This is a genomic window from Chromatium okenii (genome assembly GCF_002958735.1).
Taxonomy (GTDB): Bacteria; Pseudomonadota; Gammaproteobacteria; order Chromatiales; family Chromatiaceae; genus Chromatium; species Chromatium okenii_A.
This window is the reverse complement of record NZ_PPGH01000035.1, coordinates 168,054-194,997: the sequence shown is the minus strand read 5'-3', so window position 1 is coordinate 194,997 and position 26,944 is coordinate 168,054. Positions and strand designations below refer to the sequence as shown.

Sequence of the window (26,944 nt, the reverse complement as noted above, 5' to 3'; positions counted from 1 at the left end):
TTTACGTAAAGCCCGGTTGACGCCTGCCTGAAAGCAGACTAGATTTCTCTACGTCATTTACGTCATCATTCAGATGATGTTCACCGAGTCCGGCTTACTCATGATTGATCAGCACCTTCACCCAATCTCAGACCAGCCGCTTTACACTCCAGAAGAACGGCAGCGGCGGGATGAGTCGCCGTGGACTTTGGTTCAGGGCATTCTTGCGCCTGTACAATTTCTGGTGTTTCTCGTCAGTCTTTATCTCGTCATTCGTTATCTCACCACTGGTGAAGGCGAGATGGCAGCAACTTGGTCAGTGGTTATTAAAACGCTGGTGCTCTATACCATTATGATTACCGGCGCAATCTGGGAAAAAGTGGTATTCGGACGCTATCTGTTTGCACCCGCTTTTTTCTGGGAGGACGTGTTCAGCATGTTGGTACTGGCGCTGCACACTGCCTATCTCATTGCCGTGTTCACTGCCAGCCTTGATGTGCGCGGTCAAATGTTTCTGGCGCTGGCGGCTTATGCGACCTATGTCATTAACGCAACTCAGTTTTTAATCAAGCTGCGGGCGGCGCGACTGGATGCCGAACGACGGAATTACGCAGCAATGACGACCCTCGCGGAGGTTCAAGAATGACTGCCTCCACGACTTTCGGCTGTGATGTCGCCAACGTCGTTTATGAACGCGGGCAGCGCCAAGCGTTTTGTGGTTTGGCGGGCATCGTCTGGCTGCACCGCAAAATTCAAGATGCCTTCTTTTTAGTCGTCGGTTCGCGCACTTGCGCCCATCTGCTGCAATCCGCTGCCGGCGTGATGATTTTCGCCGAGCCGCGTTTTGCCACTGCGATTCTGCAAGAGCGCGATCTCGCGGGCATGGCGGACTGCAATCAGGAATTGGATCGCGTAGTCGCTGAGGTGCTGGGACGGCGTCCCGATATTAAAAGCCTGTTTTTAGTCGGCTCTTGCCCGTCCGAAGTTATCAAGCTCGACCTCAATAAAGCGGCCGAACGACTGTCCGCGCAGTATCAAGGACGGGTGCAGGTATTTGATTATTCGGGCAGCGGTCTCGATACCACCTTCACGCAGGGCGAAGATACCTGTTTGTTGGCGCTGGTTCCGCATCTGCCCGCTCTGCCGGCGACTGAACGCAACTTGCTGATTTTGGGCACTTTGCCCGATGTCGTTGAGGATCAATTCACCCGCTTGTTCACCGAGCTGGGCATCAATACCGTGCATTTTTTGCCACCACGTCGCATCGAGGCACTGCCGCCGGTGGGAGCGGGAACGACGCTGCTGTTGGCGCAACCGTTTCTCGGCGAGACTGCCCGCGCTCTGCAAAAACGTGGCGCGACGCTGCTGACTGCGCCCTATCCGTTTGGCGTTGAAGGAACGCTCGGCTGGCTGCGAGCGGCGACGGAAGCGTGGGGCATTGCGGCGGAGCGTTTGGACGCAGTGACGGCAGCGCCGATTGCGCGAGCACAACAGGCGTTATCTCGGCAGCGAGCATTGTTGAGCGGCAAACGGATCACCTTTTTGCCCGATTCACAGTTAGAAATTCCGCTGGCGCGTTTTTTAGCGCGGGAATGCGGCATGGAATTGGTGGAAGTTGCCACGCCCTTTTTAGAACGGCAATTGATGGCACCCGAGCTGGCGCTGTTGCCGGCGGGAGTGCGCTTGACCGAAGGACAAGACCTCGAAGCGCAATTGGAGCGGCTGCGCACAGATCGCCCAGATTTGACGGTGTGCGGATTGGGCTTGGCAAATCCGTTGGAAGCGGAGGGCTTGCGCACGAAATGGTCAATTGAGTTGGTGTTTAGTCCGGTACACGGTTTCGATCAAGCTGCCGATTTAGCAGAACTTTTTGCGCGACCCTTGGTACGCGGCGCGTTGTTGCAGGTGTGATGTTATGCAGTTGACGCTTTGGAGCTACGAAGGCCCGCCACACATCGGCGCGATGCGCATTGTCACCTCGATGACTGGGGTGCATTTGGTGTTACACGCGCCGCAGGGCGATACCTACGCTGATTTGCTGTTCACCATGATTGAGCGGCGCAGCCAGCGTCCGCCGGTCAGTTACACCAGTTTTCAAGCGCGGGAGCTGGGCGGTGACACGGCCGAATTGGTGAAGCGCACGATTCAAGAGACGTTTGATCGCTTTCGTCCGCAGTTGATTTTGATTGGTGAATCCTGCACGGCGGAGTTGATTCAGGATCAGCCGGGCGCGTTGGCGCAGGGCATGGAGCTGCCGATTCCGGTGCTGGCGCTGGAACTGCCGGCTTACACCCGCAAAGAAAATTGGGGCGCGAGCGAAACCTTTTATCAATTGGTGCGCGGACTGCTGAAAAGTCGCGTCCCTGCGCCGGGCACAGAACGGGAATTGCGTCACGCGGGAGCGCGTCCGCTGGCAAATCTGCTCGGCCCGACGGCGCTGGGTTTTCGCTGCCGCGATGATGTGGTGGAAATCACACGGTTGTTGGATTCGATTGGCGTGGGCGTCAACGTGGTCGCGCCGCTCGGTGCCAGCCCGCAAGACGTGCTGCGTTTGCCAGAAGCGGATTTCAACGTTTGCCTGTATCCTGAAATCGCCGATCAAACGTGCGACTGGTTGCGGCGCAGTTTTGGGCAACCGACGATCAAAACGGTGCCAATTGGCATCGGTGCGATCCATGATTTTATTGCTGAAATTGGGCGCGTTGCGGGCATTGATGTCGACACAACCGCTGCGCCGTCATCCGCCAGAATGGCGTGGTACTCGCGTTCAGTAGACTCAACTTATCTCACCGGCAAGCGCGTATTTATCTTTGGTGATGCGACTCATGCCGTTGCCGCAGCGCGGATGGCGACCGAAGAGTTGGGATTGACGGTTGTTGGTTTGGGCACTTACGCCCGCGAGTTTGCGCGGGAAGTGCGGGAAGCCGCCAAGCGGTACGGCGTGGAGCCGTTGATTACTGATGATTATTTGGAAGTCGAGGCGCGAGTTGCCGAAGCGCATCCTGAGCTGGTGTTGGGAACGCAGATGGAGCGCCATATTGCCAAGCGGCTCGGTGTGCCCTGCGCGGTGATTTCAGCGCCAGCGCACATTCAAGATTTTCCCGCCCGTTATGCGCCGCAGATGGGTTTTGAAGGCGCAAATGTAATCTTTGATACTTGGGTGCATCCGTTGATGATGGGACTTGAGGAACATTTGATTACGATGTTTCGGGAAGATTTCGAGTTTCACGAAGGCGCAGCGCCATCGCATTTGGGCGGCATGGCAACGCGCCCGGCGCTGACTGCGGCAGTTGTGCCAGAAGAGGCGGCAGCGGAAGAGACTCCCGCGACAACATGGGCAATGGAAGCCGAACAAGAACTCAAGAAGATTCCGTTTTTCGTTCGCGGCAAGGCTCGGCGCAATACCGAACGCTTCGCTCAAGAACGCGGAATTACCACCATTACCGTGGAGACGCTCTACGATGCCAAAGCGCACTTCGGTCGCTGATATTCGTTCTAAAACTGCCGAGGCGACGCCCGTGCGCGTGGTCATCATCAATCTTGATGGGCATCTGTCGGGGACGACCCAGCGGGCACTGCCAACAGTACGGCGCGAGCTGCCGGGGTTGGAACTCAGTCTCCATGCCGCGACCGAATGGGCTGATTCACCTGATGCGCTGAATCGCTGCCTCGCCGACATCGCCGCTGGCGACATCATCATGGCGACCATGTTGGTGATGGAGGAGCACTTCAAACCGATCCTGCCTGCGTTGGCTGCTCGCCGTGAGCAATGCGACGCGATGATCGTGTGCATGTCCGCTGGCGAGTTGATGAAGCTGACGCGGATGGGCGGCTTTGCGATGGATGGCACGCCGGGCGGCCCAATGGCGCTACTCAAACGGCTGCGCGGTAATAAAGAGAAAACCCAGAGCACTGGGGCGCAGCAGATGTCCACGCTGCGGCGGATTCCCAAACTGCTGCGGTTCATTCCCGGCACGGCGCAGGATGTCCGCGCTTATTTCCTCACGCTGCAATACTGGCTGGCGGGCACTGACGACAATCTTGGCAACATGGTGCGCTTTTTGGTGGATCGCTACGCCGATGGTCCGCGTCGCCATCTGCGCGGGACGCTGAAAGTTGCAGCGCCAGCGGAATATCCCGAAGTCGGCATTTATCACCCCAAAATGAAGGGGCACATTTCCGAGAAGATCGCGCATCTGCCGGTCATTAACGGCAAACCGAAAGGGCGTGTCGGGCTGTTGCTGATGCGGTCGTATGTGTTGGCGGGGAATGCCAGCCATTACAACGGCGTGATTGAGGCGCTCGAAGCGCGGGGGCTGCATGTCGTGCCCGCGTTCGCCAGCGGTTTGGATGCGCGTCCGGCGATTGAAAAGTTTTTCATGCAAGACGGTCAGGCGACGGTCGATGCCGTCGTGTCATTAACCGGTTTCTCGCTCGTGGGCGGCCCGGCTTACAACGATTCCAAAGCTGCCGAGGAAATACTGGCGCGGCTGGATGTGCCCTATCTCTCCACGTTGGCGGTGGAATTCCAAACGCTCGATCAGTGGCAAGAGTCCAATCAGGGTCTACTGCCGGTCGAAGCGACGATGATGGTGGCGATTCCTGAACTTGACGGCGCGACCGGTTCGATGGTTTACGGCGGGCGCAACGGCGGCGGTTCCAACGATGCCCGTGATATGCAATCGCATCGGGAACGGGCGGAATCGTTGGCTTCGCGGGTGGAAAAGCTGGTGCGGCTGCGGCGCAGCCAACGCGCCGAGCGCAAGGTCGCCATCGTGTTGTTCAATTTCCCACCGAATGCTGGCAACACCGGCACTGCGGCGTATTTGTCGGTATTTGCGTCGCTGCATCGCACCTTGTTGGCGATGGACGCTGCCGGTTATCGCGTTGATTTACCCGAAGATTTAGACGATCTGCGCGAGCGCATCGTCAACGGCAACGCTGCAAAATTTGGCGCTCATGCCAACGTTCACATCCGCATTCCGGCGGATGACCACGTCCGCCGTGAGCCGTATTTGGCCGACATTGAAAAGCAGTGGGGTTCAGCGCCCGGCAAACAGCAGAGCGATGGCGCGTCGATCTTTGTGCTTGGTGCGCAGTTCGGCAACGTGTTTGTCGGCATTCAACCGGCGTTCGGTTACGAAGGCGACCCGATGCGCTTGCTGTTTGAAAAAGGCTTTACGCCGACTCACGCTTTCAGCGCGTTTTATCGCTACCTCCGCGACGATTTCGGCGCTCACGCGGTGCTGCATTTCGGCACGCACGGCGCGTTGGAATTTATGCCCGGCAAACAAGCTGGCTTGGCGAGCACCTGCTGGCCAGATCGTTTAATCGGTGATTTGCCGAATATCTATCTGTACGCCTCCAACAATCCGTCCGAGGGCACGATTGCCAAGCGTCGCGCTGCCGCCACGCTCATCAGCTACATGACGCCGCCGATTGCTCATGCCGGGTTGTATAAAGGTTTGATTGATCTGAAAGGGTCGATGGAACGCTGGCGCGGTTTGCCGCCCGAAGATGTTGAGGAACGCAGTCAGCTTGCCGAGTTGATTCAGGCGCAGGCCGCAGAATTGGAGCTGGCGCAGCTCGAACCGGCGTGGGGCGCGACGGCGGAATCTGAAGTTGTGACGCTGCACGAGAAGATGCTGGAGCTGGAATACACGTTGATTCCGCACGGGCTGCACGTCGTCGGTGAAGCGCCAACCGAAGAGGAACGGATTGATTTGCTGGACGCAGTTGCTGAGTCAACGAAAAACATCCGTCCCGCTCGCAAAGCGATTGAGGCGTTGGTTGCCGGTAAATCGCCCGAAAAGGCGTTGAAAGCTGGTGGCATGGCGACTTCTGAAGAGAACGTGACGCTGTTCCGCGAGCTGGCGGAAACCGACCGGCTGTTGATTCAAGACAGCGAATTGCCAGCGATTTTGCGGGCGTTGGATGGGCATTTCATCCGCCCCGCGCCCGGCGGCGATTTGCTGCGCACGCCGGCGATTTTGCCGACCGGACGCAATTTGCACGGCTTTGATCCGTTCCGGCTGCCCAGCATTTACGCGGTGAAAGATGGAGCGCAGCAAGCGGCTCGCGTGATTGAGCGGCACATGGCGGAGGGCAATCCCTTCCCAGAAACCATCGCCATCGTGCTGTGGGGCACCGACAATCTCAAAACTGAAGGTGCGCCGATTGGACAGGCGCTGGCGCTGATTGGGGCGCGACCACGTTTTGATAATTACGGGCGTCTGGCTGGCGCGACCTTGATTCCATTGGAAGAATTGGGGCGACCGCGAGTCGATGTGGTGATGACGCTGTCGGGTATTTTCCGCGATCTGCTGCCGCTGCAAACGCGCTTGCTGGCAGAAGCGGCGTTTCAAGCGGCATCTGCTGACGAGCCGCTGGAGCAGAATTTCATTCGTAAACATGCGCTTGACTATCAAGCCGCGCAGAATTGCGATCTGGAAACTGCGTCGCTGCGCGTGTTCAGCAACGCCGACGGTGCTTACGGCGCGAACGTCAATTATCTGGTGGACAGCAGCAGTTGGGACGAAGGCGACGAGCTGGCTGAGACTTACACGCGGCGCAAGAGCTTTGCTTACGGGCGCTCCGGGCAGCCAGTGCAACAGGCGGCGCTGCTGAAAAGTGTTCTGAGCACGGTGCAGTTGGCGTATCAAAATCTGGATTCCGTTGAGCTGGGCGTCACGACCGTTGACCATTATTTCGACACGCTCGGCGGCATTACTCGCGCCGTCGGTCAATATAAAGGGAATGAAGTGCCGGTTTATATCGGCGATCAAACTCGCGGCGATGGCGTGGTGCGGACGCTGGCCGAACAGGTAGCGCTCGAAACGCGGACGCGGATGCTCAATCCCAAGTGGTACGAGGGCATGTTGAAGCACGGTTATGAGGGCGTGCGCCAGATTGAGGTGCATGTCACCAATACGATGGGCTGGTCGGCAACGACGGGTCAGGTCGCGCCTTGGGTGTATCAGCAGCTCACGGAAACCTTTGTTTTAGATCAGGAAATGCGCGACCGGCTGGCGCAGTTGAATCCGACGGCTTCGGCAAAAGTCGCCAACCGTTTGATTGAAGCCCACGAGCGCAATTATTGGTCGCCCGATGCCGCGACGCTGGAGGCACTGCGCCGTGCGGGTGAGGAATTGGAAGATCGGCTTGAAGGCGTGACGGAGGCGGCAGCCTGATGAGTGCTTTTTCTAAGGACGATAACCATCTGGACGGCGAAGGCAGCGTGCAGGTGCAGCTTGACCCCGATTTGCGCATTGATGGCGCGAAAGTTTTTGCGGTGTACGGCAAGGGCGGGATCGGCAAAAGCACGACCTCGTCGAATCTGTCGGTAGCGTTCTCGAAACTCGGCAAGCGGGTGCTGCAAATTGGCTGCGATCCGAAGCACGATTCGACCTTCACGCTGACCAAATGCCTCGTGCCGACCGTGATCGACATTTTGGAATCGGTCAATTTTCACGCCGAGGAATTGCGCCCCAGCGATTACGTTTACGAAGGCTATAACGGCGTGATGTGCGTGGAAGCTGGCGGACCGCCAGCGGGCACGGGCTGCGGCGGTTATGTGGTCGGGCAAACGGTGAAGCTGTTGAAACAGCATCATTTGTTGGAAGATACCGACGTGGTGATTTTCGACGTGCTCGGTGACGTGGTGTGCGGTGGTTTTGCCGCGCCGCTGCAACATGCAGAGCGGGCGTTGATCGTCACGGCCAACGACTTTGATTCGATTTTTGCCATGAACCGCATCGCGGCGGCAATTGTCGCCAAAGCGAAACATTACAAGGTGCGGATCGGCGGCGTGATCGCCAATCGCAGCGTCAATACCGATGAAATTGATCGTTTTAATGCTGCCATTGGATTGAAACGGTTGGCGCATTTGCCGGATTTGGACATCATTCGCCGCTCGCGCTTGAAAAAATCCACGCTGTTTGAAATGGTGGAATCAGATAATCCGGGTTTGGAGCTGGCTAAACAGCAATATCTCCAGCTTGCTGAACGGCTCTGGGCAGGCGTCGAGCCGCTTACCGCGCAGCCAATGCGCGACCGCGACATCTTTGATTTCCTAGGATTTGATTAAATCCAATACAACAAGGATTGAAATAAATACACGAACATGAGCAAAGTTTCCTATCAAGACCGGCAAGCGAAGATCAAAACCTATTTTGATCGCACTGCTGCCGATGCGTGGTCAAAACTGACCTCGGACGCCAAAGTCAGTCGCATTCGGGAAACGGTTCGCGCCGGACGCGATGACATGCGCGGCACGTTGTTGAGCTGGCTGCCGGCTGATTTGACGGGCAAACGGCTGTTGGATGCGGGCTGCGGCACGGGATTGCTGGCGATTGAAGCGGCGCGACGCGGTGCGGAAGTGATCGCCATTGATGTTGCGCCGACGCTGATTGACATTGCCCGCGAGCGGATGCCGAGCGATTTGGGCGCGGGTTCGATCAATTTTCAAGCGGGCGATATGCTTGATCCGGCGCACGGACAATTTGATTATGTGGTGGCGATGGATTCGTTGATTCATTATCGCCCGGAGGATGCAGTGAAGGTGCTCGCTGGGCTGGCGCAGCGCACCAATTCCTCAATTGTGTTTACTTTTGCGCCGCGCACCGTGCCCTTGACGCTGATGCTGGCGATTGGGCGGTTGTTTCCGCGCAGCGATCGCTCGCCAGCGATTGAGCCGGTGAGCGAGAAGGCGATGCGCAAACGGATCGCAGCGGATGATGAGTTACAGGGTTGGGATGCCCAGCGCACACGGCGCATTATTTTGGGTTTTTATATGTCTCAGGCTTTGGAGCTGGTGCGCCAAGGTTGAGATATTTGTTCGGCCTAGCCATTTGCGGCTAGTTATTCTCAATCCTACGGAGGTTATATCGTGTCTGCTGCCATCACCGAATATATTGACGTTGCCCAACTTTCAATTTGGGCGTTTTGGTTCTTTTTCGCTGGGCTGGTCTATTATTTGCATCGCGAAGACAAACGCGAAGGGTATCCACTCGAATCCAGTCGTACTGATCGGTCTGGTGGGCGGGTGAAGGTCGTTGGTTTCCCCGCAATGCCAACGCCAAAAACGTTTGTTCTGCCTCACAACGCTGGCACCGTTTCTGTGCCACGTCAGGAAGCAGTAGCAGCTGTCAACGCAACACCGTCAGCACCATTTTCTGGCGCACCGCTGATTCCAAACGGCGATCCAATGTTGTCTGCATTCGGACCGGGCGCATCACCTGATCGGGAAAAACATCCTGATTTGACTCACGAAGGCGCACCGAAAATCGTGCCGCTGCGTGTTGCCACTGATTTCTCCATTGCAACCCGTGATCCTGATCCACGCGGCATGACCGTAATCGGATTGGATGGCGAAGTGGGCGGCACCGTGACTGATGTTTGGGTAGATCGTTCTGAGCCACAAATTCGTTATTTAGAAATGAAAGTTGCACAAGGCGGTAAACAAGCATTGTTGCCGATTAACTTCTGCAAATTCAATAAAAAAGCGCGGACAATCAAGGTATTAGCCATCAAAGCAGCGCATTTTGCTAATGTGCCCGCTTTAACTAATCCTGATCAAATTACGCTTTTTGAAGAAGACAAAGTTTGCGCTTACTACGGTGGCGGCAAACTGTATGCCACTGCGGAACGTGCCGAGCCGCTGCTGTGAAAGAATATGACTTCGAGCCTGTTCGTGGATTGCCAGAGCAACTTCCTTCCGGTGAGGAGGTGCTTTGGCAAGGCGCACCGCGTTGGACGGCATTGGCGCAACGTGCTTTTCACATTCGAGCGGTCGCGCTGTATTTCGCAGTGCTCGTAGTCTGGCGTATTGCTGCTGATTGGTCTGCGGACTCTTCGGCAGCAAGTGCATTAATGGGTGTTTCTTGGATTGTCGTACTGGGTTTATTAGCTGTTGGTGCACTCACTTTATTGGGTTGGGCAATGGCTCGTGCAACCGTTTATACTATTACCAATCAGCGGGTTGTCATGCGCGTTGGCGTTGCCATTCAAATGATGATGAATCTGCCGTTTAAGCAGATTCGTTCCGCAGATTTGCGGCATTATAGTGATGGAACAGGTGATGTTCCGCTATTGCTGGCTGAAACAGCACATCCTTCTTACATCATTTTCTGGCCACACGTGCGACCTTGGCATTTTTCACCACCACAACCAATGCTCCGCGCTATTCCTGATGCTGGGCGGGTTGCAACGATTTTAGCTGATGCGTTAAAGACCTATCTCGAACAGAAGACGGCTGATAACGATTTAGCATCTCAAGACAATGAATAGTCGTTTTATTCCAATGAGGTCGCACCTTGAGTGAAGCATTTAACAGTCGCCCTTTTCCACGGGGCGTATTGATCGCTGTTGCTACCTTATTAGGATTTGTTATCCTGATGATTAGCATTGCGCGTCTAACCGGAATGAAAATGGATCAAGCGCCGGTAACGCCTGAAATACAAACACGAGAAATTCAGTTCCTCGATAATGCTGATGGTTCGCTTGCAGTTCATGATTTCAACACCGGCGTTTTAATTACCACTTTACCTCCGGGAGAAGGCGGCTTTATTCGTGGCGTATTAAGAAGCATGGGACGACAACGTAAAGGCTATGATGCAAAACTTTCAGAGCCATTCCATTTAGCACGGCGTGAAAGTGGTAATCTCACTTTAAGAGATAAAATTACTGGTATTCAACTTGAACTAAGGGCATTTGGCGTAACCAACGAAGCAGTATTCATTCAACTTTTACCGCCACCTCCGACCACTCACTAATGATATTGACTGCTATCATTACAGGTTAGTGCATTTATTTCTCTCGCTTGTGTCTATTCGACTCTGAAGCAGCACGAAAACTGGGTTTTATTCATGTCTGACTTCGGATTTCCAATTCTATTTGCGCTCGGCTTATGGTGGTTTAGTACAGGAGTGGTGTTATACGTTGACAACCTTCCTGGACGCACCTTTCGCTGGACAATGCTCGGCGGTGTCGCAGTTCTTGCCATCGCAATTTTCGGTTTTGTCGTGAGTAGCGCATCTATGAGTGTTGCCATGAATTACGTTGCATTTACTTGTGGCGTTATTGTTTGGGGTGTACTCGAAATGAGTTATTTCACTGGTTATGCGATAGGTCCGCGTAAAATTGCCTGCCCAGAAAAATGTTCGCAATGGCAGCGTTTTCGACTAGCAATTATGACCAGCTTGTATCACGAATTGGCAATTATGGTGACGGGTTTATTATTGGTTATCATTTCTTGGGATGAACCTAATCAAGTTGGTGCTTGGACTTTTATTGTGCTATGGCTCATGCGCTGGAGTGCCAAATTAAATTTATTCTTTGGCGTTCCTAATCTCAATGAAGACTGGCTGCCAGAACCACTCCGCTATTTGAAAACCTATATGAAAAAACGCGGAATGAATTTGTTGTTTCCTATTTCAGTCACTACCGCAACGGTGATTGTCGTACTCATTGTTCTAAAAGCGACGGCATTGCAGGTTACGGATGCCGAAATGGTGGGATATACATTGGTTGCTACCCTATTAGCATTGGCAATTTTAGAACACTGGTTTTTAGTGTTACCAATTCCTGATGAAGCACTTTGGCATTGGGCTCTGCCAACAAAACAGAGCAACCCTCACCGCTAGATTGTCAATTGATCACCTATTTAACTTTGGTAATGAGAAGACGCGATGGCGATTAAATCTGATCGGTGGATTCGACGGATGGCTGAACAAGGGATGATTGAGCCATTTGAACCTTTTCAGGTGCGAGAAGGTGCTCATGGGCGCGTTATTTCTTATGGCACATCGAGCTATGGTTATGATGTGCGCTGCGCTGATGAATTTAAAATCTTTACAAATATCAATTCCGCAATTATTGATCCAAAAAACTTTGATCCTAATAGCTTTGTTGATCTTAAAGCTGATGTTTGCATTATTCCACCCAATTCATTTGTATTGGCGCGCACGGTCGAATACTTTCGTATTCCGCGTAATGTATTAGTCCTCTGTACAGGAAAAAGCACGTATGCACGTTGTTTTAGAGGAGATACTCGCGTTGCATTAGTAGATGGTTCTGCGCCAACATTAGAAGAAATGGCTATTCGTGCTGAACAAGGAGAATTGTTTTGGGGCTATAGCATTGGTGCAAATGGTCGCTTGATTGTAACGCAACTCGATGCTCCTCGCTATATTGGACGCGATAGTTTAATTGAAGTGAAATTAGATAATGAGAAAAGTATCTTTGCAACACCCGATCACTTATTTATGTTGCGCGATGGACGCTGGATTACTGCTGGTGAGCTGAAACCTGGGGCTTCGTTAATGCCATTATATCGGCAAGTCGCACGAGGTTATGAAATGGTTTATCAGCCGTTAAATGGTCATTTATATCCTACGCATCGTTTAGCAGATGAATGGAATTTGCGTCATGGTTTGTATCAAGATGAACCTAAAACTCATCGTCATATAGAACATGCACGACAAGGTGAACGAATGAAAGCGGTTTGGGAACGTAGTCCAGATAGACATCAGCGTCAGGCTGAACTTGCCAGTCTATTAAGCTGTGATCGCACTGTATTCAGACGTTTTCCGCATATCATTGATTCATTTCGTGGACAAAAAACCGCAGAAAAACAAAATCATAAAGTGGTTTCTGTACGACCGATTGCAGGTGATCATGATGTTTTTTGTTTAACTGTTCCTGAAGCAGGTAATTTTGCACTAGATAACGGTGTTTTTGTTCACAATTGCGGTATTATTGTGAATGTAACGCCTTTAGAACCGGAATGGGAAGGACACGTTACTTTAGAGTTTTCTAATACCACACCATTACCTGCTAAAATTTATGCCAATGAAGGTATCGCACAAATTTTATTCTTTGAATCTGATGAAGTTTGCGCAACATCATATAAAGATCGCAGTGGCAAATATCAAGGACAACGCGGTGTCACCTTACCAAAGTCGTGAATACTACTGTTTCAAGATTGGGAACATTTGATCGCCCCACCCGCTTGTTTATTGTTCTTAGTGGTTTTTTTGTTTGCAACGCGCTTATCGCTGAATTTATTGGCGTTAAAATTTTTGCATTAGAAAGAACTATTGGCTTAAATCCTTTTAACTGGACGTTATTTCAACAGTCAGGTTCACTGAGCTTTACTGCGGGAGTTTTGCTATGGCCGATAGTATTCGTGATGACGGACATTATCAATGAATATTATGGTCAACGTGGAGTACGCTTTCTTTCTTATTTAACTGCTTGTTTAATTATTTACGCTTTTGCTTTTGCATATCTGGCAATTTTGCTAGTGCCAGCACCTTGGTGGATTAGTATTCAATCCGAAAATGGTGTGCCTGATATGCAGGCAGCATTTCAAGCAATTTTTGGTCAAGGGATGTGGATTATTGCGGGTTCACTTATTGCTTTTTTGGTTGGTCAAATTATTGATGTTACGCTTTTTCAGTTAATTAGACGTATTACGGGGCAACGTTATCTTTGGCTACGAGCTACAGGGTCTACTTTAGTATCACAATTTATTGACAGCTTTGTCGTACTTTACATTGCTTTTGTGTTAGGTCCACAACACTGGTCAACTGATTTATTTTTAGCGGTTGGCACTGTAAATTATTTTTATAAGGGTATGGTTGCAATTTTGCTCACCCCGGTGATTTATCTTGTACACAAATGGATTGATCACTATCTTGATTCTAATGTAGCGAAATAATTCTATGCTTTACAAAATTCGTAATGCTTAGGAAAAAATCAGTTTGTAAGAATGCCTTGTATTATCGGTAAGCCCATATCCCTAAAACCACAAAACATTGATAATAATAAAAAAATATATTTACACGTGGCACAAGCTAAGGTTTATTAGTTAGGCAGGCACTAAGGTGCAGACGTTGACAGACTTTTAATCGCTCCCTATACTGATCCGTCTTAGCTAGCCGGTCTTTATGACTGGCTAGTCTCATTTTTAGTCCGGTTCCTTGGTCTGGGCAAATCCGCCCAACCCCCGAGTCAATCGACCACATCAGTGTGAACGTCAGCGTCAGATTCCTCTAGCTGTTCTTTACGCAGGTATCGTTTGACTTTCGTGAATTATGGCGCGAGGTCGCCGCTGGAGACTGATTGCATGGCAACGATCAACCAACTCGTCAGGAAGCCCCGCAAGCGGAACGTGACGAAAACAAATGTACCGGCGCTTGAGGCGTGCCCACAACGTCGGGGAGTTTGTACCCGCGTTTATACGACGACGCCAAAAAAACCAAACTCAGCTTTGAGAAAGGTTGCGCGTGTTCGTTTAACTAACGGCTTTGAGGTCGCAACCTACATCGGTGGCGAGGGTCACAACCTTCAAGAACATTCGGTGGTGCTGATTCGCGGCGGACGTGTCAAGGATTTACCAGGTGTGCGTTATCACACAGTACGCGGAACACTAGATACTTCCGGCGTCGAAAAGCGGCGTCAAGGTCGTTCCAAGTACGGCGCCAAGCGCCCGAAAAAGTAACGGCGTCTTGAGCTAACGTAAACCCGTTTTAACGAATAAGGTCGGAGCCTTACAACATGCCGAGAAGACGCGTTGCTGCCCGTCGCCAGATCCTCCCAGATCCGAAGCACGGAAGTGAATTGTTGACCAAGTTCATTAACATGATGATGGAAGACGGCAAAAAGTCTGTTGCCGAAAAAATCATTTACTCTGCGCTCGATCAGGTCGCTGAGAAGAAGGGTGGTAAGCCCGTTGAATTACTTGAAAGTGCTATGGAAAACGTGCGACCCGCTGTCGAAGTGAAATCTCGTCGTGTTGGTGGCGCAACTTACCAAGTGCCTATTGAGGTGCGTCCGGCGCGGCGTAATTCCCTTGCCATGCGTTGGCTTATTGATGCTGCTCGTAAGCGTTCAGAAAAATCAATGGCGCAACGGTTGGCAGGTGAGCTGATGGACGCGGCAGATTCGCGTGGATCAGCGGTTAAGAAAAAAGAAGACACTCATCGGATGGCAGAAGCCAATAAGGCTTTCTCGCATTATCGCTGGTAGTTTTAAAGTTCAGCGTTCTTTAGATTCATCAAGGCGGATTCAGTCGTGGCACGTAGCACACCTATCGAGCGGTATCGCAACCTGGGCATCATGGCGCACATCGATGCTGGGAAGACCACTACGACAGAGCGCATTCTGTTTTATACAGGTGTCTCCCATAAGATTGGTGAAGTCCACGATGGTGCAGCGACCATGGACTGGATGGAGCAAGAGCAGGAGCGCGGAATTACCATCACTTCCGCAGCAACAACCTGTTTCTGGAAGGGCATGAGTCGCCAACGTCCTGAGTATCGAATTAATATCATTGATACGCCCGGACACGTCGATTTCACAATTGAAGTAGAACGCTCACTGCGCGTCCTTGACGGCGCTTGCGCAGTATTTTGTGCTGTTGGTGGTGTTGAACCACAGTCTGAAACAGTTTGGCGTCAAGCTGATAAGTATGGTGTCCCGCGTATTGCATTCGTCAACAAGATGGATCGCATGGGCGCTAACTTTTTCCGTGTTGTCCAACAGGTTAAAGATCGGCTCGGCGGCAATGCCGTACCGATTCAAGTGCCGATTGGTGCCGAAGAAGATTTCAAAGGCGTCATTGATCTTGTGCAAATGAAAGCTGTCTATTGGGATGAAGCCTCGCGTGGTATGGAATACGAATTGCGCGATATTCCAGAAGAATTGCTTGATGTCGCTAATGAATGGCGTGAGAAGATGATTGAAGCCGCTGCTGAGGCTTCTGAAGAATTGATGGAGAAATACCTTGAAGGTATTGCGCTAACCAATACCGAAATTCAGGCTGGCTTACGGGCACGGACACTGAAAAGTGAAATCGTGCCAATGATGTGCGGCTCTGCGTTCAAGAATAAAGGCGTTCAAGCCATGCTTGATGCAGCGTTGGATTACATGCCTTCGCCTGTCGATGTGCCAGCAATTCGCGGTATTCTCGATGATAAGGATGAAAGCGAAGCAGATCGTCCAGCATCTGATGCAGCACCCTTTGCTGCGCTTGCGTTCAAAATTGCGACCGACCCCTTTGTTGGTACTTTGACTTTTTTCCGTGTGTATTCCGGTGTCTTAAAATCTGGTGATACGGTTTACAACCCGGTTAAAGGTCGTAAAGAACGCATCGGACGCATTCTGCAAATGCACGCTAATGAGCGGCAGGAAATCAAAGAAGTTTGCGCTGGTGATATTGCTGCTGCGGTCGGATTAAAAGATGTCACGACTGGCGATACGCTATGCGATCTGAATAACATCATTACGCTTGAGCGAATGGAATTTCCTGAGCCGGTGATTTCAGTTGCAGTAGAACCAAAGACTAAAAGCGACCAAGAACGGATGGGCATTGCACTCTCGAAATTGGCGCAAGAAGACCCGTCATTCCGTGTACGCACTGATGAAGAATCTGGTCAAACCATCATTTCAGGAATGGGTGAGCTGCATCTTGAAATCATCGTGGATCGAATGCGCCGTGAATTTAAGGTTGAAGCAAATGTTGGTGCACCGCAGGTAAGCTACCGCGAGACCATTCGCTCAACGGTTCAGCAGGAAACCAAATTTGCACGGCAGTCTGGTGGTCGTGGTCAGTACGGTCATGTTTATATCAAAGTCGAACCGCAGGAAGCTGGAGCCGGTTACGAGTTTGTCAACGCGATTGTTGGTGGTTCCGTCCCCAAGGAATACATCCCGGCGGTAGACAAAGGAATCAAGGAAGCTATGACGAATGGCATCCTTGCTGGGTTTCCGATTGTGGACATCAAGGTAACGCTCTACGACGGTTCTTACCACGAAGTCGATTCGAGCGAAATGGCATTTAAGATTGCTGGCTCCATAGCAATTAAAGAAGCTGTAGCCAAGGCGCGACCCGTATTGCTGGAACCCATTATGAAGGTCGAAGTCGTGACGCCCGAAGTCAATATGGGCGATGTCATGGGTGATCTGAATAGTCGGCGCGGTATGATTCATGGCATGGAAGATGCGCCGTCCGGCAAAATTATCCGTGCAGAGGTTCCCTTATCGGAGATGTTTGGTTATTCAACTGACCTCCGATCGGCAACCCAAGGTCGGGCGACTTACAGCATGGAATTCAGCAAATACAACGAAGTGCCCGCTAGCATTGCCGAAGCGGTCTCCAAGAAACAGTAACGATTAAGGGTAGAGCGGGATGTCCAAAGAAAAATTTCAACGCAGTAAGCCACACGTTAACGTCGGCACCATCGGTCACGTCGATCACGGCAAGACTACGCTGACGGCAGCGATCACCACTCACCAGTCCAAGAAATTTGGTGGTGAGGCGCGGGCATACGATCAAATTGATAATGCTCCTGAAGAACGTGCTCGCGGAATTACGATTGCTACCGCGCACGTCGAATACGAGAGCAATAAGCGCCACTATGCGCATGTTGACTGCCCCGGTCACGCGGACTATGTCAAAAACATGATTACTGGCGCGGCGCAAATGGACGGCGCAATTCTCGTCGTTTCTGCTGCAGATGGTCCGATGCCGCAGACGCGTGAACACATTCTGTTGTCACGGCAGGTCGGTGTGCCTTACATCGTGGTTTATCTCAACAAAGCCGACATGCTCGACGATCCTGAGCTGCTCGAACTGGTTGAGATGGAAGTGCGCGAACTGCTGTCTAAGTACGATTTCCCTGGTGATGACACGCCAATCGTGACTGGCTCGGCCAAGCTCGCGTTGGAAGGTGTCGATTCTGAAATTGGTACGCAGTCCATTGATAAGCTAATGGATGCGCTCGACAGCTACATTCCGCAGCCGGAACGTGCAGTGGATGGCGCTTTCCTGATGCCGATTGAAGACGTGTTCTCGATTTCCGGTCGCGGCACAGTGGTGACTGGACGTATTGAGCGCGGCGTGGTCAAAGTTGGTGAAGAAGTTGAAATTGTTGGAATTAAAAACACCGTTAAGACAACTTGTACTGGCGTTGAAATGTTCCGCAAGTTGCTCGATCAAGGTCAAGCTGGTGATAACGTTGGTGTTCTGTTGCGTGGCACCAAACGCGAAGATGTTGAGCGTGGTCAGGTGTTAGCCAAGCCGAAATCAATCAATCCGCACACCCATTTTGAAGCAGAAGTTTACGTTCTGGGTAAAGATGAAGGCGGACGTCACACACCGTTCTTCAACGGGTATCGTCCACAGTTTTATTTCCGCACGACGGACGTGACTGGTGCTTGCGAATTACCTGAAGGCGTCGAAATGGTGATGCCCGGTGATAACCTGAAGATGACGATTAAGTTGATTGCACCAATTGCTATGGAAGAAGGATTACGCTTCGCAGTCCGTGAAGGTGGTCGCACCGTTGGTGCTGGCGTCGTTGCGAAGATCATTGAGTAAGGACAGATGAGCAGCCAAAGAATCCGTATTCGGTTAAAGGCATTTGATCATCGTTTAATTGATCAGTCTGCCCGTGAAATTGTTGACACCGCCAAGCGCACCGGCGCTCAGGTACGCGGTCCAGTTCCGCTGCCTTCTAAAAAGGAACGCTTTACGATCCTGATTTCGCCACACGTTAATAAAGACGCTCGCGATCAGTACGAACTACGGACGCACAAGCGTCTCATGGACATTGTCGACCCGACGGATAAGACGGTTGACGCGCTAATGAAACTCGATCTGGCAGCGGGCGTTGACGTCCAGATCAAGCTGAGCTGAGGACAACACGATGACGATCGGAGTTATCGGGCGCAAGGCCGGCATGACCCGCCTGTTCCAAGAAGATGGTGAAAGCATTCCCGTGACGGTAATTGAAGTGACGCCGAACCGTGTCAGTCAAGTTAAGTCTACGGAAACAGATGGTTATCGCGCCGTGCAGGTTGCCTTTGGCACCCGTCGCGCCTCACGTGTCACCAAGCCAATGGCTGGTCACTACGCGAAAGCAGGTGTGGAAGCGGGCGAAGTGCTGCGTGAATTTCGTTTAGAAGCCGACGAAGGCACTGATCTGGAAGTCGGGCAAGAGATTTCGGTCTCCATCTTTGAGATGGGGCAGAAAGTGGATGTTCGCGGCGTCACCAAAGGACGTGGATTTACGGGCGCTATCCGGCGTCACCACTTTTCCATGCAGGATGCGACGCACGGTAACTCGCGCTCTCACCGTTCAGCGGGTTCCATTGGTCAAAATCAGACCCCTGGGCATGTCTGGAAAGGCAAAAAAATGGCCGGTCATCATGGTGCCGCCAATCGTTGCCAGCAGAATCTTGAAGTGGTACGGGTTGATGCTGACCGTAACCTGCTACTGGTACGCGGTGGAGTTCCGGGACCAACCGGCGGACGATTGATCGTGCTGCCGTCTGTAAAGCAGAAGAATAAAGGTTAAGCACAGATGGAAATCGCCATTAGAAACCACGCTGGCGCTGCCAGTGTGCAGGTTTCAGACGCCGTTTTCGGTGTCGAATATAAACCTGGCCTCATTCATCAAGTGATTACCGCCTACATGGCGGGTGCACGTTCGGGTACAAAAGCTCAGAAAACACGTTCGGAAGTCTCCGGCGGCGGTGCGAAACCGTGGCGTCAGAAGGGAACCGGTCGGGCGCGTGCTGGTAGTTCACGGAGTCCAATTTGGCGTTCTGGCGGTGTGACTTTTGCCGCCAAGCCGCGTGACTACAGCCAGAAAGTGAATCGTAAAATGTATCGCGGTGCGGTGCGTTCGATTCTGTCGGAATTGGTACGCAGTGAACGGTTGGTTGTAGTTCCTGAGCTTTCGCTGCCAGCACCAAAAACGAAAGAACTGGTCGCGTTGTTAAAAACGCTCGACGTGAAAAACGTGCTGATTCTGACCGATGGCATGGATGACGTTTTGTATCTTGCTTCACGCAACCTTCCTAATGTTGGCGTGTTGTCGGCACAGGAAGTTGATCCAGTAAGCATGGTCGCTTTCGACATCATGCTGGCGACCGAGGCAGCGGTGAAGAAGTTGGAGGAACGGTTAGCATGAACAACGAACGTCTGATGAAGGTGTTGCTTGCGCCAATCACTTCTGAAAAATCGACCAGAATTGCTGAACAATCTCGTCATGTCACCTTTCGTGTGATGACGAACGCTACCAAGCGTGAAATTGCCAGCGCCGTTGAACTTCTGTTTGAAGTCAAGGTTGATGCCGTTCAGGTATTAAACGTGAAAGGCAAGCACAAACGGCTTGGGCAGCGGATCGGCAAGCGGCAGGATTGGCGCAAAGCATATGTGCGCCTGCAGGCTGGTCATGACATCGACTTCGGCGGCGGCGCATAAGTGCGGCAGCAGAGAGCAACGGATAGATCAAGATGCCAATCGTAAAGACTAAACCCACGTCTGCCGGACGCCGTTTTGTCGTCAAGGTCACGACGCCAGAACTGCATAAAGGCGCGCCTTATAAGCCGCTGATTGAAAAGAAATCAAAGAATGGTGGACGCAACAACCTTGGGCGCATCACAGTGCGGCATCAAGGTGGTGGTCACAAACAGCGTTATCGTTTGGTGGATTTTAAACGCAATAAAGAAGGCGTTCCGGCAACGGTTGAGCGGCTGGAATATGATCCCAATCGCTCCGCGCATTTGGCGCTGCTGAAATATGCGGATGGCGAGCGTACTTACATCATCGCACCGAAAGGATTGAGTGCTGGCGCTCAAGTTCAGTCTGGTGAAATGGCTCCAATTGCAGTTGGTAACTGTATGCCGCTGCGTAACATTCCAGTTGGTACGCAGGTGCACTGCATCGAAATGCGTCCCGGCAAGGGTGCGCAAATGGCGCGAGCAGCTGGAGCTTCAGCACAGTTGATTGCGCGTGATACTTCATCAGCAACGTTGCGGTTGCGTTCCGGTGAAATGCGGAAAGTACACGCTGACTGCCGTGCAGTGATTGGCGAAGTCGGCAATACCGAGCACAGTTTGCAGAAACTTGGCAAAGCGGGTGCAACGCGCTGGCGTGGTGTGCGTCCAACAGTGCGCGGTGTGGTCATGAACCCAGTCGATCACCCACATGGTGGCGGTGAAGGTCGCACTTCAGGTGGTCGCCACCCAGTGACACCTTGGGGCGTGCCGACTAAGGGGCATAAAACACGCAAGAACAAGCGTACTGACGGCATGATTGTGCGTCGTCGTGGTCGCAAATAAATAAGGCGAGGTTAGCAAGTGCCACGTTCGATTCGAAAAGGTCCCTTCGTGGATCACCATCTGATTAAAAAGGTGGAAGAAGCGGTCGCCCAAAACAGTAAGCGTCCTATCAAAACTTGGTCACGCCGTTCGATGGTGTTACCTGAAATGGTGGGGTTGACCATTGCAGTTCATAACGGGCGGCAGCACGTGCCGGTGCTCGTCAACGAAAACATGATCGGCCATAAACTCGGTGAGTTTTCCATGACCCGCACTTATCGCGGTCATGCGGCTGATCGTAAGGCGAAGAAGCGCTAGTCGGAGATTCTCGGATGCAAGCCGAAGCAACATTAAAATATGCCCGAATCTCAGCCCAAAAAGCGCGACTGGTCGCGGACTTAATTCGCGGTCGTCATGTCGAAGAGGCGCTGAATACATTGGCATTCAGTACTCAGAAAGGCGCTGGGATCATCAAGTTAATTCTTGAATCCGCTATTGCGAATGCCGAACACAATGAGGGCGCGGATATTGACGTGCTGAAGGTCGCTGCCGTTCAGGTTAACGAAGGCCCGACCATGAAGCGAATTCGTCCACGCGCCAAAGGGCGTGCGAACCGTATTAAAAAACGCACCAGTCACATCAGCTTGATTGTGGCTGAAGCCTAGGGAATTCAGGGGACTTGCATGGGACAAAAAGTTCATCCAAACGGTATCCGACTTGGCATCGTCAAGGACTGGACATCCAAGTGGTACGCGAACACTAAAGATTATGCGAACCTACTGAACACTGATCTTGCAGTACGCGCCTTCTTACGGAAGGAGCTCTCCAAGGCATCAGTCAGTCGCATCCAGATTGATCGTCCTGCTAAAAATGCGCATATCACCATTCACACTGCCCGTCCGGGCGTGGTAATTGGTAAGAAGGGCGAAGATATTGACAAGCTCCGCGTTAAGGTGTCGGCGATGATGGGAATTCCGGTGCACATCAGCATCGAGGAAATCCGTAAGCCTGAGCTTGATGCGCAACTGGTCGCTGAAGGTATTGCGCAGCAGCTCGAACGACGCATCATGTTTCGCCGTGCGATGAAACGTTCTATTCAGAACACCATGCGGCTCGGTGCTGAAGGCATCAGAATCAATGTTGCTGGGCGTTTGAATGGTGCTGAGATTGCACGCAGCGAGTGGGCGCGTGAAGGGCGAGTACCGTTGCACACATTACGCGCTGACATTGACTATGGGTTTGCTGAAGCGAAGACAACTTACGGCATCCTTGGCGTCAAGGTTTGGATCTTCAAGGGCGAGGTATTCGGTGACCAGCTCCCCGAAGAACCAGCGCCGAAAGCGGCCGGAAAGAAGGGCTAAGTTATGCTGCAACCGAAACGTACCAAGTTCCGTAAGCAACACAAGGGACGCAATCGCGGACTTGCGCAGAGTGGTAACCGCGTCAGCTTTGGCGAATTTGGTTTAAAAGCTGTTGAGCGTGGGCGTCTCACTGCACGTCAGATTGAAGCAGCGCGTCGCGCCATTCAACGTAGTGTCAAACGTGGTGGCAAGCTCTGGATTCGTGTGTTTCCTGACAAGCCGATTTCTAAGAAGCCACTGGAAGTGCGTATGGGTAAGGGCAAGGGCAATGTTGAGTACTGGGTCGCACTGGTGCAACCTGGCTTTGTGCTCTATGAGATTGAAGGCGTCAGTGAAGAATTAGCCCGTGAGGCGTTTGAGCTGGCAGCGGCAAAACTGCCCGTACAAACTACCTTTGAAAAGCGGACAATTCTGTGATGAAGGCAAATGAACTGAGAAAAAGCAGTCTCGATGAACTGCAAAAGCAATTGATGGAATTGCTGCGCGAGCAGTTCAATCTGCGAATGCAGCGTGGTACAGGTCAATTGTCAAAGCCCTCGCAGATGAAGACCGGACGCAGGGATATTGCTCGGATTAAAACGGTCATGGCGGAATTGACGAAGGGCGCAAAATCATGAGCGATGTGATTGAGAACAAGACGAACCGAACCCTTGAAGGTCGCGTCACCAGCAGTGCAATGGATAAAACCGTAACGGTTCTCATCGAGCGCAAAGTTAAACATCCGCTTTACGGTAAGTTTATGCGTCGTTCGACTAAAATCCACGCACATGATGAGACCAATAGTTGTGGCGAAGGTGATCTTGTTCGGGTTGAACAATGCCGTCCACTTTCCAAGACAAAAACTTGGCGTCTGCTTGAAGTTATCGAAAAGGCGCGTTAATTCTGCGCTTTAATACGTTTCTGTCATCCGCAAACTAGCGGTGATTCGCAGAGCAGCCAGATTTCATTCGGAATCAGTAACAGGTTTAGGTAAACAAAGATGATTCAGATGCAGAGCAATCTGGGCGTCGCCGACAATAGCGGTGCAAAGCGGGTGCAATGTATCAAAGTGCTCGGCGGATCGCATCGGCGCTACGCGGGCATCGGCGATGTCATTAAGGTCAGCGTTAAGGATGCTATTCCACGCGGCAAGGTTAAAAAAGGCGATGTGTATAATGCTGTCGTGGTGAGAACCCGTAAGGGTGTGCGCCGTCCAGATGGTTCACTGATTCGCTTTGACGGTAATGCAGCAGTGTTGCTGAATAACCAGCTTCAGCCAATTGGTACGCGCATCTTCGGACCAGTGACGCGTGAGTTACGTGGTGATCGTTTTATGAAGATCATTTCACTTGCGCCGGAAGTGCTATAGGAAATCGCTGCCATGCAAAAAATTAAGAAAGGTGATGATGTCATTGTCATCACTGGTAAAGATAAGGGTAAGCGCGGTACTGTTTTGCGCGTCGTCGATGAAAATCACGTCACTGTTGAGAACATCAACATTGCCCGCAAGCATGTTAAAGCCAATCCGCAAGCCGGTGAGCCGGGCGGCATCGTTGATAAAGTGATGCCAATTCAGCTCTCTAATGTGGCACTGTACAATCCTCAAAAAGGTGGTGCAGATCGAGTTGGGTTCAAGATACTTGAAGATGGTCGCAAGGTTCGCGTGTTCAAATCGAACGGCGAAGTTGTCGACGTCTGATCTAGGGAAGTGAAATGACCAGATTACAGACCGAATACCAAGAGCAAATCATTAATCAATTAAAGGAACGCTTTGGCTTTAAGAGCGTCATGCAGGTTCCGCGAATTGAAAAGATTACGCTCAACATGGGTGTTGGTGAGGCGATTGCAGATAAAAAAGTGATGGATCACGCCGTTGCTGATTTACGGGCAATTGCAGGTCAGCAACCTATCGTAACCTATGCACGCAAATCTGTTGCGGGTTTTAAGATTCGTGAAGGTTGGCCAATTGGTTGCAAGGTAACGCTGCGCCGCGAGCGGATGTATGAGTTCCTTGATCGTTTGGTCAGTGTTGCCATTCCGCGTATTCGTGACTTTCGCGGTTTAAGTGCGAAAGCATTTGATGGACGTGGCAATTATTCGATGGGTGTGCGCGAACAAATTATGTTCCCCGAAATCGATTACGATAAGATTGATGTTATTCGCGGACTTGATATTACGATCACCACATCAGCGCGGACGGATGAAGAAGGACGTGCGTTGCTTGAAGCATTCAAGTTCCCTTTTCGTACTTAAATCGCGTATTGAGATAGCACCATTATGGCGAAGAAAAGCATGATTGCGCGTGACCGTCAGCGCACTGAGATTGCAGCGCAATTCAGCGCCAAGCGCACCGCTTTGAAAGCGATCATTAATGATCGCAGTGCGAGTGCCGAACAGATTGATGAGGCATTGCAAAAGATTCAAAAACTGCCGCGTGATGCCAGCCCAACTCGCCAACAACGGCGCTGTCGAGTGAGCGGTCGCCCCCATGCGGTTTATCGCAAGTTTGGGTTGGCGCGGATGAAGTTGCGTGAAGCCGTGATGCGCGGGGATGTTCCTGGCGTAGTGAAGGCGAGCTGGTAAGCTCACCCCATTTGGATTTGTTTCTAAATAGCGAATCCATCCAAGTTAATCTGAAGGGTATCGCGCCATCAGGCGGTTTGACCCGAGGAATTTCCTATGAGTATGTCGGATCCGATTGCGGATATGCTGACACGCATCCGTAACGGGCAGCAGCGCGGTAAAATCACCATCGTGATGCCATCGTCGAAACAGAAGGTTGCTATCGCTAACCTACTGAAAGAAGAAGGTTACATTGCTGAAGCGTCCGTTGAGCCAAATGATGGCAAGCCTGAGCTGATTATCAAGCTCAAGTATTTTCGTGGTAAGCCAGTGATCGAGGTCATTAAACGGGTCTCGCGTCCTGGGCTACGCATCTATCGCAACAAAAATCAGCTCCCTAAAGTCTGGGCAGGTCTTGGGATTGCGATCATCTCCACCTCGCAAGGTTTGATGACTGACCGCGCCGCCCGCCAAGCGGGACATGGCGGTGAGATCATTGCCTATGTTGCTTAACTAAGAGGATACGGAGATGTCACGAGTCGCAAAGGCTCCTATTGCGATACCGCAGGGTGTCAGCATTGAAATCGCCGGTCAGGATGTCACCGTCACAGGCACAAAAGGCAGTCTTAACTGGTTGGTTCATCCCACAGTTAGAGTTAGCCAAGATGCTGGTGAGATTCGGGTCGCACCCGCTGAGGGTCAGGATGCAGCATGGGCGATGGCTGGAACCACCCGAGCCTTGCTTAATAACATGGTTGTCGGTTGCAGCATTGGCTTTACGCGCAAACTCACGCTGATCGGTGTTGGTTATCGTGCTCAGGCTAAAGGCGAAGTGCTTAATCTGACCCTCGGTTTTTCGCATCCGATCGATTATCCAGTGCCAGCGGGCATTACGATCGAGACGCCGAGTCAGACTGAAATCCTCGTTTCAGGTGCCGACAAACAACGGGTTGGTCAGGTTGCTTCGGAAATCCGAGGATTCCGTCCGCCAGAGCCTTACAAGGGCAAGGGTGTTCGTTACGCAGACGAAAATGTCCTGCGTAAGGAAGCTAAGAAGAAATAAGGGGTTTCACGCAATGGATAAGAAACAGGCTCGTCTGCGTCGTGCAACGCGGGCACGCGCCAAAATCCGCGAACTCGGTGAGTTTCGGTTGTGCGTTCATCGGACGCCCCAGCATACTTACGCCCAGATCATCGCGCCGACGGGTGATAAGGTTGTCGCCAGTGCTTCGACCTTGGATAAAGAGCTACGCCTGACGATTGACGGTCACAAGGGCAATATCAACGCAGCGACTGTAATCGGAAAAGCGATTGCGGAACGCGCACTGTCTGCCGGTGTGGAGCGGGTGGCGTTTGATCGTTCCGGTTTCCGTTATCACGGGCGTCTCAAAGCACTTGCTGACGCAGCGCGTGAGCACGGACTGAAATTCTGAGGATTCGATCATGGCGAACTTCAATCCCAAACCAGAAGGTGATGATCTTCTGGAAAAGCTGGTGGCGGTTAATCGCGTCGCTAAAGTTGTTAAGGGTGGTCGGCAATTTGGTTTTGCGGCACTGACAGTGGTTGGCGATGGCAAAGGACGCGTTGGCTTTGGTCGTGGTAAAGCCCGTGAAGTACCAATTGCCATTCAAAAGGCAATGGAAAGTGCCCGCAAGAATATGATCGAAGTCAAGCTGAATGGCACCACGCTTCAGTATCCCTTGCAAGGTGAGCATGGCGCGGCAAAGGTGTTCATGCAGCCTGCATCAGACGGTACTGGCATCATCGCTGGCGGTGCAATGCGCGCCGTGTTTGAGGTGCTGGGAGTGCAAAACGTTCTTGCAAAATGTATCGGCACCAATAATCCGATCAACGTTGTAAGAGCGACCGTTCAGGGACTGCGTGCCATGAACGATGCGCAAACCATCGCCGCCAAGCGTGGAAAAACCGTCGAACAGATTTTGGGGTGAGC

The 26,944-nt window shown here is 51.9% G+C and carries 34 protein-coding genes and 3 pseudogenes; all 37 read left to right on the top strand.

Annotated features, from left to right (window positions below):
* The first annotated feature begins 100 nt into the window (after positions 1–100).
* The 37 genes and pseudogenes from bchF (at position 101) to rpsE (ending at position 26,942) form a co-directional block, all read left to right on the top strand.
* Positions 101–625 carry a 2-vinyl bacteriochlorophyllide hydratase gene (gene bchF / locus CXB77_RS09165; protein WP_105074011.1) on the top strand — a complete coding sequence of 175 codons (525 nt, stop codon included), beginning with the start codon at positions 101–103 and terminating at the stop codon, positions 623–625.
* Complete coding sequence (locus tag CXB77_RS09160; protein ID WP_105073648.1) at positions 622–1,890, top strand: ferredoxin:protochlorophyllide reductase (ATP-dependent) subunit N; 1,269 nt, start codon at positions 622–624, stop codon at positions 1,888–1,890. Before bchF ends, CXB77_RS09160 begins: the two co-directional genes overlap by 4 nt.
* A gap of 4 nt (positions 1,891–1,894) precedes the next feature.
* Positions 1,895–3,466 carry a ferredoxin:protochlorophyllide reductase (ATP-dependent) subunit B gene (gene bchB, locus CXB77_RS09155; protein WP_105073647.1) on the top strand — a complete coding sequence of 524 codons (1,572 nt, stop codon included), beginning with the start codon at positions 1,895–1,897 and terminating at the stop codon, positions 3,464–3,466.
* On the top strand, positions 3,441–7,169 hold the full coding sequence (locus tag CXB77_RS09150; RefSeq protein ID WP_105073646.1) for a magnesium chelatase subunit H: 3,729 nt from the start codon (positions 3,441–3,443) through the stop codon (positions 7,167–7,169). The genes bchB and CXB77_RS09150 overlap by 26 nt, the downstream gene beginning before the upstream one ends.
* Positions 7,169–8,065: a ferredoxin:protochlorophyllide reductase (ATP-dependent) iron-sulfur ATP-binding protein gene (gene bchL / locus CXB77_RS09145; RefSeq protein ID WP_105073645.1), complete on the top strand. Its 897-nt coding sequence runs from the start codon at positions 7,169–7,171 to the stop codon at positions 8,063–8,065. Before CXB77_RS09150 ends, bchL begins: the two co-directional genes overlap by 1 nt.
* A gap of 36 nt (positions 8,066–8,101) precedes the next feature.
* Complete coding sequence (gene bchM / locus CXB77_RS09140; RefSeq protein WP_105073644.1) at positions 8,102–8,806, top strand: magnesium protoporphyrin IX methyltransferase; 705 nt, start codon at positions 8,102–8,104, stop codon at positions 8,804–8,806.
* Between the two features lie 60 nt (positions 8,807–8,866).
* Positions 8,867–9,646 carry a photosynthetic reaction center subunit H gene (puhA, locus tag CXB77_RS09135; RefSeq protein ID WP_105073643.1) on the top strand — a complete coding sequence of 260 codons (780 nt, stop codon included), beginning with the start codon at positions 8,867–8,869 and terminating at the stop codon, positions 9,644–9,646.
* The gene (puhB, locus tag CXB77_RS09130) at positions 9,643–10,266 is read left to right on the top strand and encodes a photosynthetic complex putative assembly protein PuhB (RefSeq protein WP_105073642.1); all 624 of its coding nucleotides are present in this window, start codon (positions 9,643–9,645) and stop codon (positions 10,264–10,266) included. Before puhA ends, puhB begins: the two co-directional genes overlap by 4 nt.
* A gap of 26 nt (positions 10,267–10,292) precedes the next feature.
* Positions 10,293–10,751, top strand: a complete 459-nt coding sequence (puhC, locus tag CXB77_RS09125; protein ID WP_105073641.1) for a photosynthetic complex assembly protein PuhC — start codon at positions 10,293–10,295, stop codon at positions 10,749–10,751.
* Between the two features lie 93 nt (positions 10,752–10,844).
* Complete coding sequence (gene puhE / locus CXB77_RS09120; protein WP_105073640.1) at positions 10,845–11,621, top strand: putative photosynthetic complex assembly protein PuhE; 777 nt, start codon at positions 10,845–10,847, stop codon at positions 11,619–11,621.
* Between the two features lie 45 nt (positions 11,622–11,666).
* Positions 11,667–12,014, top strand: a pseudogene (locus tag CXB77_RS21715) (dCTP deaminase); the annotation flags it as partial.
* A gap of 9 nt (positions 12,015–12,023) precedes the next feature.
* Positions 12,024–12,719 (top strand): annotated as a pseudogene (locus CXB77_RS21710) (hypothetical protein); the annotation flags it as partial.
* 6 nt (positions 12,720–12,725) lie between these two features.
* Positions 12,726–12,944 (top strand): annotated as a pseudogene (locus CXB77_RS21705) (dCTP deaminase); the annotation flags it as partial.
* Complete coding sequence (locus CXB77_RS09110) at positions 12,941–13,699, top strand: queuosine precursor transporter (protein WP_105073638.1); 759 nt, start codon at positions 12,941–12,943, stop codon at positions 13,697–13,699. The pseudogene CXB77_RS21705 and the gene CXB77_RS09110, both read left to right, overlap by 4 nt.
* Before the next feature lie 408 nt (positions 13,700–14,107).
* On the top strand, positions 14,108–14,482 hold the full coding sequence (gene rpsL, locus CXB77_RS09105; protein WP_014780392.1) for a 30S ribosomal protein S12: 375 nt from the start codon (positions 14,108–14,110) through the stop codon (positions 14,480–14,482).
* A 56-nt stretch (positions 14,483–14,538) separates the two neighbouring features.
* On the top strand, positions 14,539–15,009 hold the full coding sequence (gene rpsG / locus CXB77_RS09100) for a 30S ribosomal protein S7 (RefSeq protein WP_105073637.1): 471 nt from the start codon (positions 14,539–14,541) through the stop codon (positions 15,007–15,009).
* A 45-nt stretch (positions 15,010–15,054) separates the two neighbouring features.
* A complete protein-coding gene (gene fusA, locus CXB77_RS09095; RefSeq protein WP_105073636.1) occupies positions 15,055–17,151 on the top strand; it encodes an elongation factor G in 2,097 nt (698 codons plus the stop codon).
* A 19-nt stretch (positions 17,152–17,170) separates the two neighbouring features.
* Positions 17,171–18,361: an elongation factor Tu gene (tuf, locus tag CXB77_RS09090; protein WP_105073635.1), complete on the top strand. Its 1,191-nt coding sequence runs from the start codon at positions 17,171–17,173 to the stop codon at positions 18,359–18,361.
* Between the two features lie 6 nt (positions 18,362–18,367).
* Positions 18,368–18,679 (top strand): 30S ribosomal protein S10, encoded by a 312-nt coding sequence (gene rpsJ / locus CXB77_RS09085; RefSeq protein ID WP_014780395.1) that lies wholly within the window; start codon positions 18,368–18,370, stop codon positions 18,677–18,679.
* Between the two features lie 10 nt (positions 18,680–18,689).
* Positions 18,690–19,340, top strand: coding sequence for a 50S ribosomal protein L3 (gene rplC, locus CXB77_RS09080; RefSeq protein ID WP_105073634.1), 651 nt, complete (start codon positions 18,690–18,692; stop codon positions 19,338–19,340).
* A gap of 6 nt (positions 19,341–19,346) precedes the next feature.
* Positions 19,347–19,958, top strand: coding sequence for a 50S ribosomal protein L4 (gene rplD / locus CXB77_RS09075; protein WP_105073633.1), 612 nt, complete (start codon positions 19,347–19,349; stop codon positions 19,956–19,958).
* The gene (gene rplW, locus CXB77_RS09070) at positions 19,955–20,251 is read left to right on the top strand and encodes a 50S ribosomal protein L23 (RefSeq protein ID WP_105073632.1); all 297 of its coding nucleotides are present in this window, start codon (positions 19,955–19,957) and stop codon (positions 20,249–20,251) included. The genes rplD and rplW overlap by 4 nt, the downstream gene beginning before the upstream one ends.
* A gap of 32 nt (positions 20,252–20,283) precedes the next feature.
* The gene (gene rplB, locus CXB77_RS09065; protein ID WP_105073631.1) at positions 20,284–21,111 is read left to right on the top strand and encodes a 50S ribosomal protein L2; all 828 of its coding nucleotides are present in this window, start codon (positions 20,284–20,286) and stop codon (positions 21,109–21,111) included.
* 18 nt (positions 21,112–21,129) lie between these two features.
* On the top strand, positions 21,130–21,408 hold the full coding sequence (rpsS, locus tag CXB77_RS09060; RefSeq protein ID WP_014780400.1) for a 30S ribosomal protein S19: 279 nt from the start codon (positions 21,130–21,132) through the stop codon (positions 21,406–21,408).
* Positions 21,409–21,422: 14 nt separating this feature from the next.
* Positions 21,423–21,755 carry a 50S ribosomal protein L22 gene (gene rplV, locus CXB77_RS09055; protein WP_105073630.1) on the top strand — a complete coding sequence of 111 codons (333 nt, stop codon included), beginning with the start codon at positions 21,423–21,425 and terminating at the stop codon, positions 21,753–21,755.
* Between the two features lie 18 nt (positions 21,756–21,773).
* A complete protein-coding gene (gene rpsC / locus CXB77_RS09050) occupies positions 21,774–22,451 on the top strand; it encodes a 30S ribosomal protein S3 (protein WP_105073629.1) in 678 nt (225 codons plus the stop codon).
* Between the two features lie 3 nt (positions 22,452–22,454).
* Positions 22,455–22,868, top strand: coding sequence for a 50S ribosomal protein L16 (gene rplP / locus CXB77_RS09045; RefSeq protein WP_105073628.1), 414 nt, complete (start codon positions 22,455–22,457; stop codon positions 22,866–22,868).
* The gene (gene rpmC / locus CXB77_RS09040; protein ID WP_105073627.1) at positions 22,868–23,068 is read left to right on the top strand and encodes a 50S ribosomal protein L29; all 201 of its coding nucleotides are present in this window, start codon (positions 22,868–22,870) and stop codon (positions 23,066–23,068) included. The genes rplP and rpmC overlap by 1 nt, the downstream gene beginning before the upstream one ends.
* On the top strand, positions 23,065–23,331 hold the full coding sequence (gene rpsQ, locus CXB77_RS09035) for a 30S ribosomal protein S17 (RefSeq protein WP_105073626.1): 267 nt from the start codon (positions 23,065–23,067) through the stop codon (positions 23,329–23,331). The genes rpmC and rpsQ overlap by 4 nt, the downstream gene beginning before the upstream one ends.
* Before the next feature lie 99 nt (positions 23,332–23,430).
* On the top strand, positions 23,431–23,799 hold the full coding sequence (rplN, locus tag CXB77_RS09030; RefSeq protein ID WP_014780406.1) for a 50S ribosomal protein L14: 369 nt from the start codon (positions 23,431–23,433) through the stop codon (positions 23,797–23,799).
* 12 nt (positions 23,800–23,811) lie between these two features.
* Entirely contained in the window at positions 23,812–24,129 is a 318-nt protein-coding gene (gene rplX / locus CXB77_RS09025) for a 50S ribosomal protein L24 (protein WP_105073625.1), read from the top strand.
* Positions 24,130–24,143: 14 nt separating this feature from the next.
* Positions 24,144–24,683: a 50S ribosomal protein L5 gene (gene rplE / locus CXB77_RS09020; RefSeq protein ID WP_105073624.1), complete on the top strand. Its 540-nt coding sequence runs from the start codon at positions 24,144–24,146 to the stop codon at positions 24,681–24,683.
* Between the two features lie 24 nt (positions 24,684–24,707).
* Positions 24,708–25,013, top strand: coding sequence for a 30S ribosomal protein S14 (rpsN, locus tag CXB77_RS09015; protein ID WP_105073623.1), 306 nt, complete (start codon positions 24,708–24,710; stop codon positions 25,011–25,013).
* Positions 25,014–25,109: 96 nt separating this feature from the next.
* The gene (rpsH, locus tag CXB77_RS09010; RefSeq protein ID WP_105073622.1) at positions 25,110–25,505 is read left to right on the top strand and encodes a 30S ribosomal protein S8; all 396 of its coding nucleotides are present in this window, start codon (positions 25,110–25,112) and stop codon (positions 25,503–25,505) included.
* Between the two features lie 16 nt (positions 25,506–25,521).
* A complete protein-coding gene (rplF, locus tag CXB77_RS09005) occupies positions 25,522–26,055 on the top strand; it encodes a 50S ribosomal protein L6 (RefSeq protein ID WP_105073621.1) in 534 nt (177 codons plus the stop codon).
* A 13-nt stretch (positions 26,056–26,068) separates the two neighbouring features.
* The gene (gene rplR, locus CXB77_RS09000) at positions 26,069–26,425 is read left to right on the top strand and encodes a 50S ribosomal protein L18 (RefSeq protein WP_105073620.1); all 357 of its coding nucleotides are present in this window, start codon (positions 26,069–26,071) and stop codon (positions 26,423–26,425) included.
* Between the two features lie 10 nt (positions 26,426–26,435).
* Positions 26,436–26,942, top strand: a complete 507-nt coding sequence (rpsE, locus tag CXB77_RS08995) for a 30S ribosomal protein S5 (protein WP_105073619.1) — start codon at positions 26,436–26,438, stop codon at positions 26,940–26,942.
* Positions 26,943–26,944 lie beyond the last annotated feature (2 nt).

Bases quoted from the DNA above. Each gene is read 5' to 3' on its own strand.
- rplX (WP_105073625.1), top strand. From the start codon at position 23,812: ATGCAAAAAATTAAGAAAGGTGATGATGTCATTGTCATCACTGGTAAA.
- rpsL (WP_014780392.1), top strand. From the start codon at position 14,108: ATGGCAACGATCAACCAACTCGTCAGGAAGCCCCGCAAGCGGAACGTG.
- bchB (WP_105073647.1), top strand. From the start codon at position 1,895: ATGCAGTTGACGCTTTGGAGCTACGAAGGCCCGCCACACATCGGCGCG.
- rplC (WP_105073634.1), top strand. From the start codon at position 18,690: ATGACGATCGGAGTTATCGGGCGCAAGGCCGGCATGACCCGCCTGTTC.
- rplE (WP_105073624.1), top strand. From the start codon at position 24,144: ATGACCAGATTACAGACCGAATACCAAGAGCAAATCATTAATCAATTA.
- puhE (WP_105073640.1), top strand. From the start codon at position 10,845: ATGTCTGACTTCGGATTTCCAATTCTATTTGCGCTCGGCTTATGGTGG.
- rplN (WP_014780406.1), top strand. From the start codon at position 23,431: ATGATTCAGATGCAGAGCAATCTGGGCGTCGCCGACAATAGCGGTGCA.
- rpsC (WP_105073629.1), top strand. From the start codon at position 21,774: ATGGGACAAAAAGTTCATCCAAACGGTATCCGACTTGGCATCGTCAAG.
- rpmC (WP_105073627.1), top strand. From the start codon at position 22,868: ATGAAGGCAAATGAACTGAGAAAAAGCAGTCTCGATGAACTGCAAAAG.
- rpsJ (WP_014780395.1), top strand. From the start codon at position 18,368: ATGAGCAGCCAAAGAATCCGTATTCGGTTAAAGGCATTTGATCATCGT.
- bchM (WP_105073644.1), top strand. From the start codon at position 8,102: ATGAGCAAAGTTTCCTATCAAGACCGGCAAGCGAAGATCAAAACCTAT.
- rplR (WP_105073620.1), top strand. From the start codon at position 26,069: ATGGATAAGAAACAGGCTCGTCTGCGTCGTGCAACGCGGGCACGCGCC.
- rplP (WP_105073628.1), top strand. From the start codon at position 22,455: ATGCTGCAACCGAAACGTACCAAGTTCCGTAAGCAACACAAGGGACGC.
- tuf (WP_105073635.1), top strand. From the start codon at position 17,171: ATGTCCAAAGAAAAATTTCAACGCAGTAAGCCACACGTTAACGTCGGC.
- CXB77_RS09150 (WP_105073646.1), top strand. From the start codon at position 3,441: ATGCCAAAGCGCACTTCGGTCGCTGATATTCGTTCTAAAACTGCCGAG.
- bchL (WP_105073645.1), top strand. From the start codon at position 7,169: ATGAGTGCTTTTTCTAAGGACGATAACCATCTGGACGGCGAAGGCAGC.
- rplB (WP_105073631.1), top strand. From the start codon at position 20,284: ATGCCAATCGTAAAGACTAAACCCACGTCTGCCGGACGCCGTTTTGTC.
- rpsG (WP_105073637.1), top strand. From the start codon at position 14,539: ATGCCGAGAAGACGCGTTGCTGCCCGTCGCCAGATCCTCCCAGATCCG.
- bchF (WP_105074011.1), top strand. From the start codon at position 101: ATGATTGATCAGCACCTTCACCCAATCTCAGACCAGCCGCTTTACACT.
- rpsQ (WP_105073626.1), top strand. From the start codon at position 23,065: ATGAGCGATGTGATTGAGAACAAGACGAACCGAACCCTTGAAGGTCGC.
- CXB77_RS09160 (WP_105073648.1), top strand. From the start codon at position 622: ATGACTGCCTCCACGACTTTCGGCTGTGATGTCGCCAACGTCGTTTAT.
- rpsE (WP_105073619.1), top strand. From the start codon at position 26,436: ATGGCGAACTTCAATCCCAAACCAGAAGGTGATGATCTTCTGGAAAAG.
- rpsN (WP_105073623.1), top strand. From the start codon at position 24,708: ATGGCGAAGAAAAGCATGATTGCGCGTGACCGTCAGCGCACTGAGATT.
- rplF (WP_105073621.1), top strand. From the start codon at position 25,522: ATGTCACGAGTCGCAAAGGCTCCTATTGCGATACCGCAGGGTGTCAGC.
- rpsH (WP_105073622.1), top strand. From the start codon at position 25,110: ATGAGTATGTCGGATCCGATTGCGGATATGCTGACACGCATCCGTAAC.
- rplV (WP_105073630.1), top strand. From the start codon at position 21,423: ATGCAAGCCGAAGCAACATTAAAATATGCCCGAATCTCAGCCCAAAAA.
- rplD (WP_105073633.1), top strand. From the start codon at position 19,347: ATGGAAATCGCCATTAGAAACCACGCTGGCGCTGCCAGTGTGCAGGTT.
- rplW (WP_105073632.1), top strand. From the start codon at position 19,955: ATGAACAACGAACGTCTGATGAAGGTGTTGCTTGCGCCAATCACTTCT.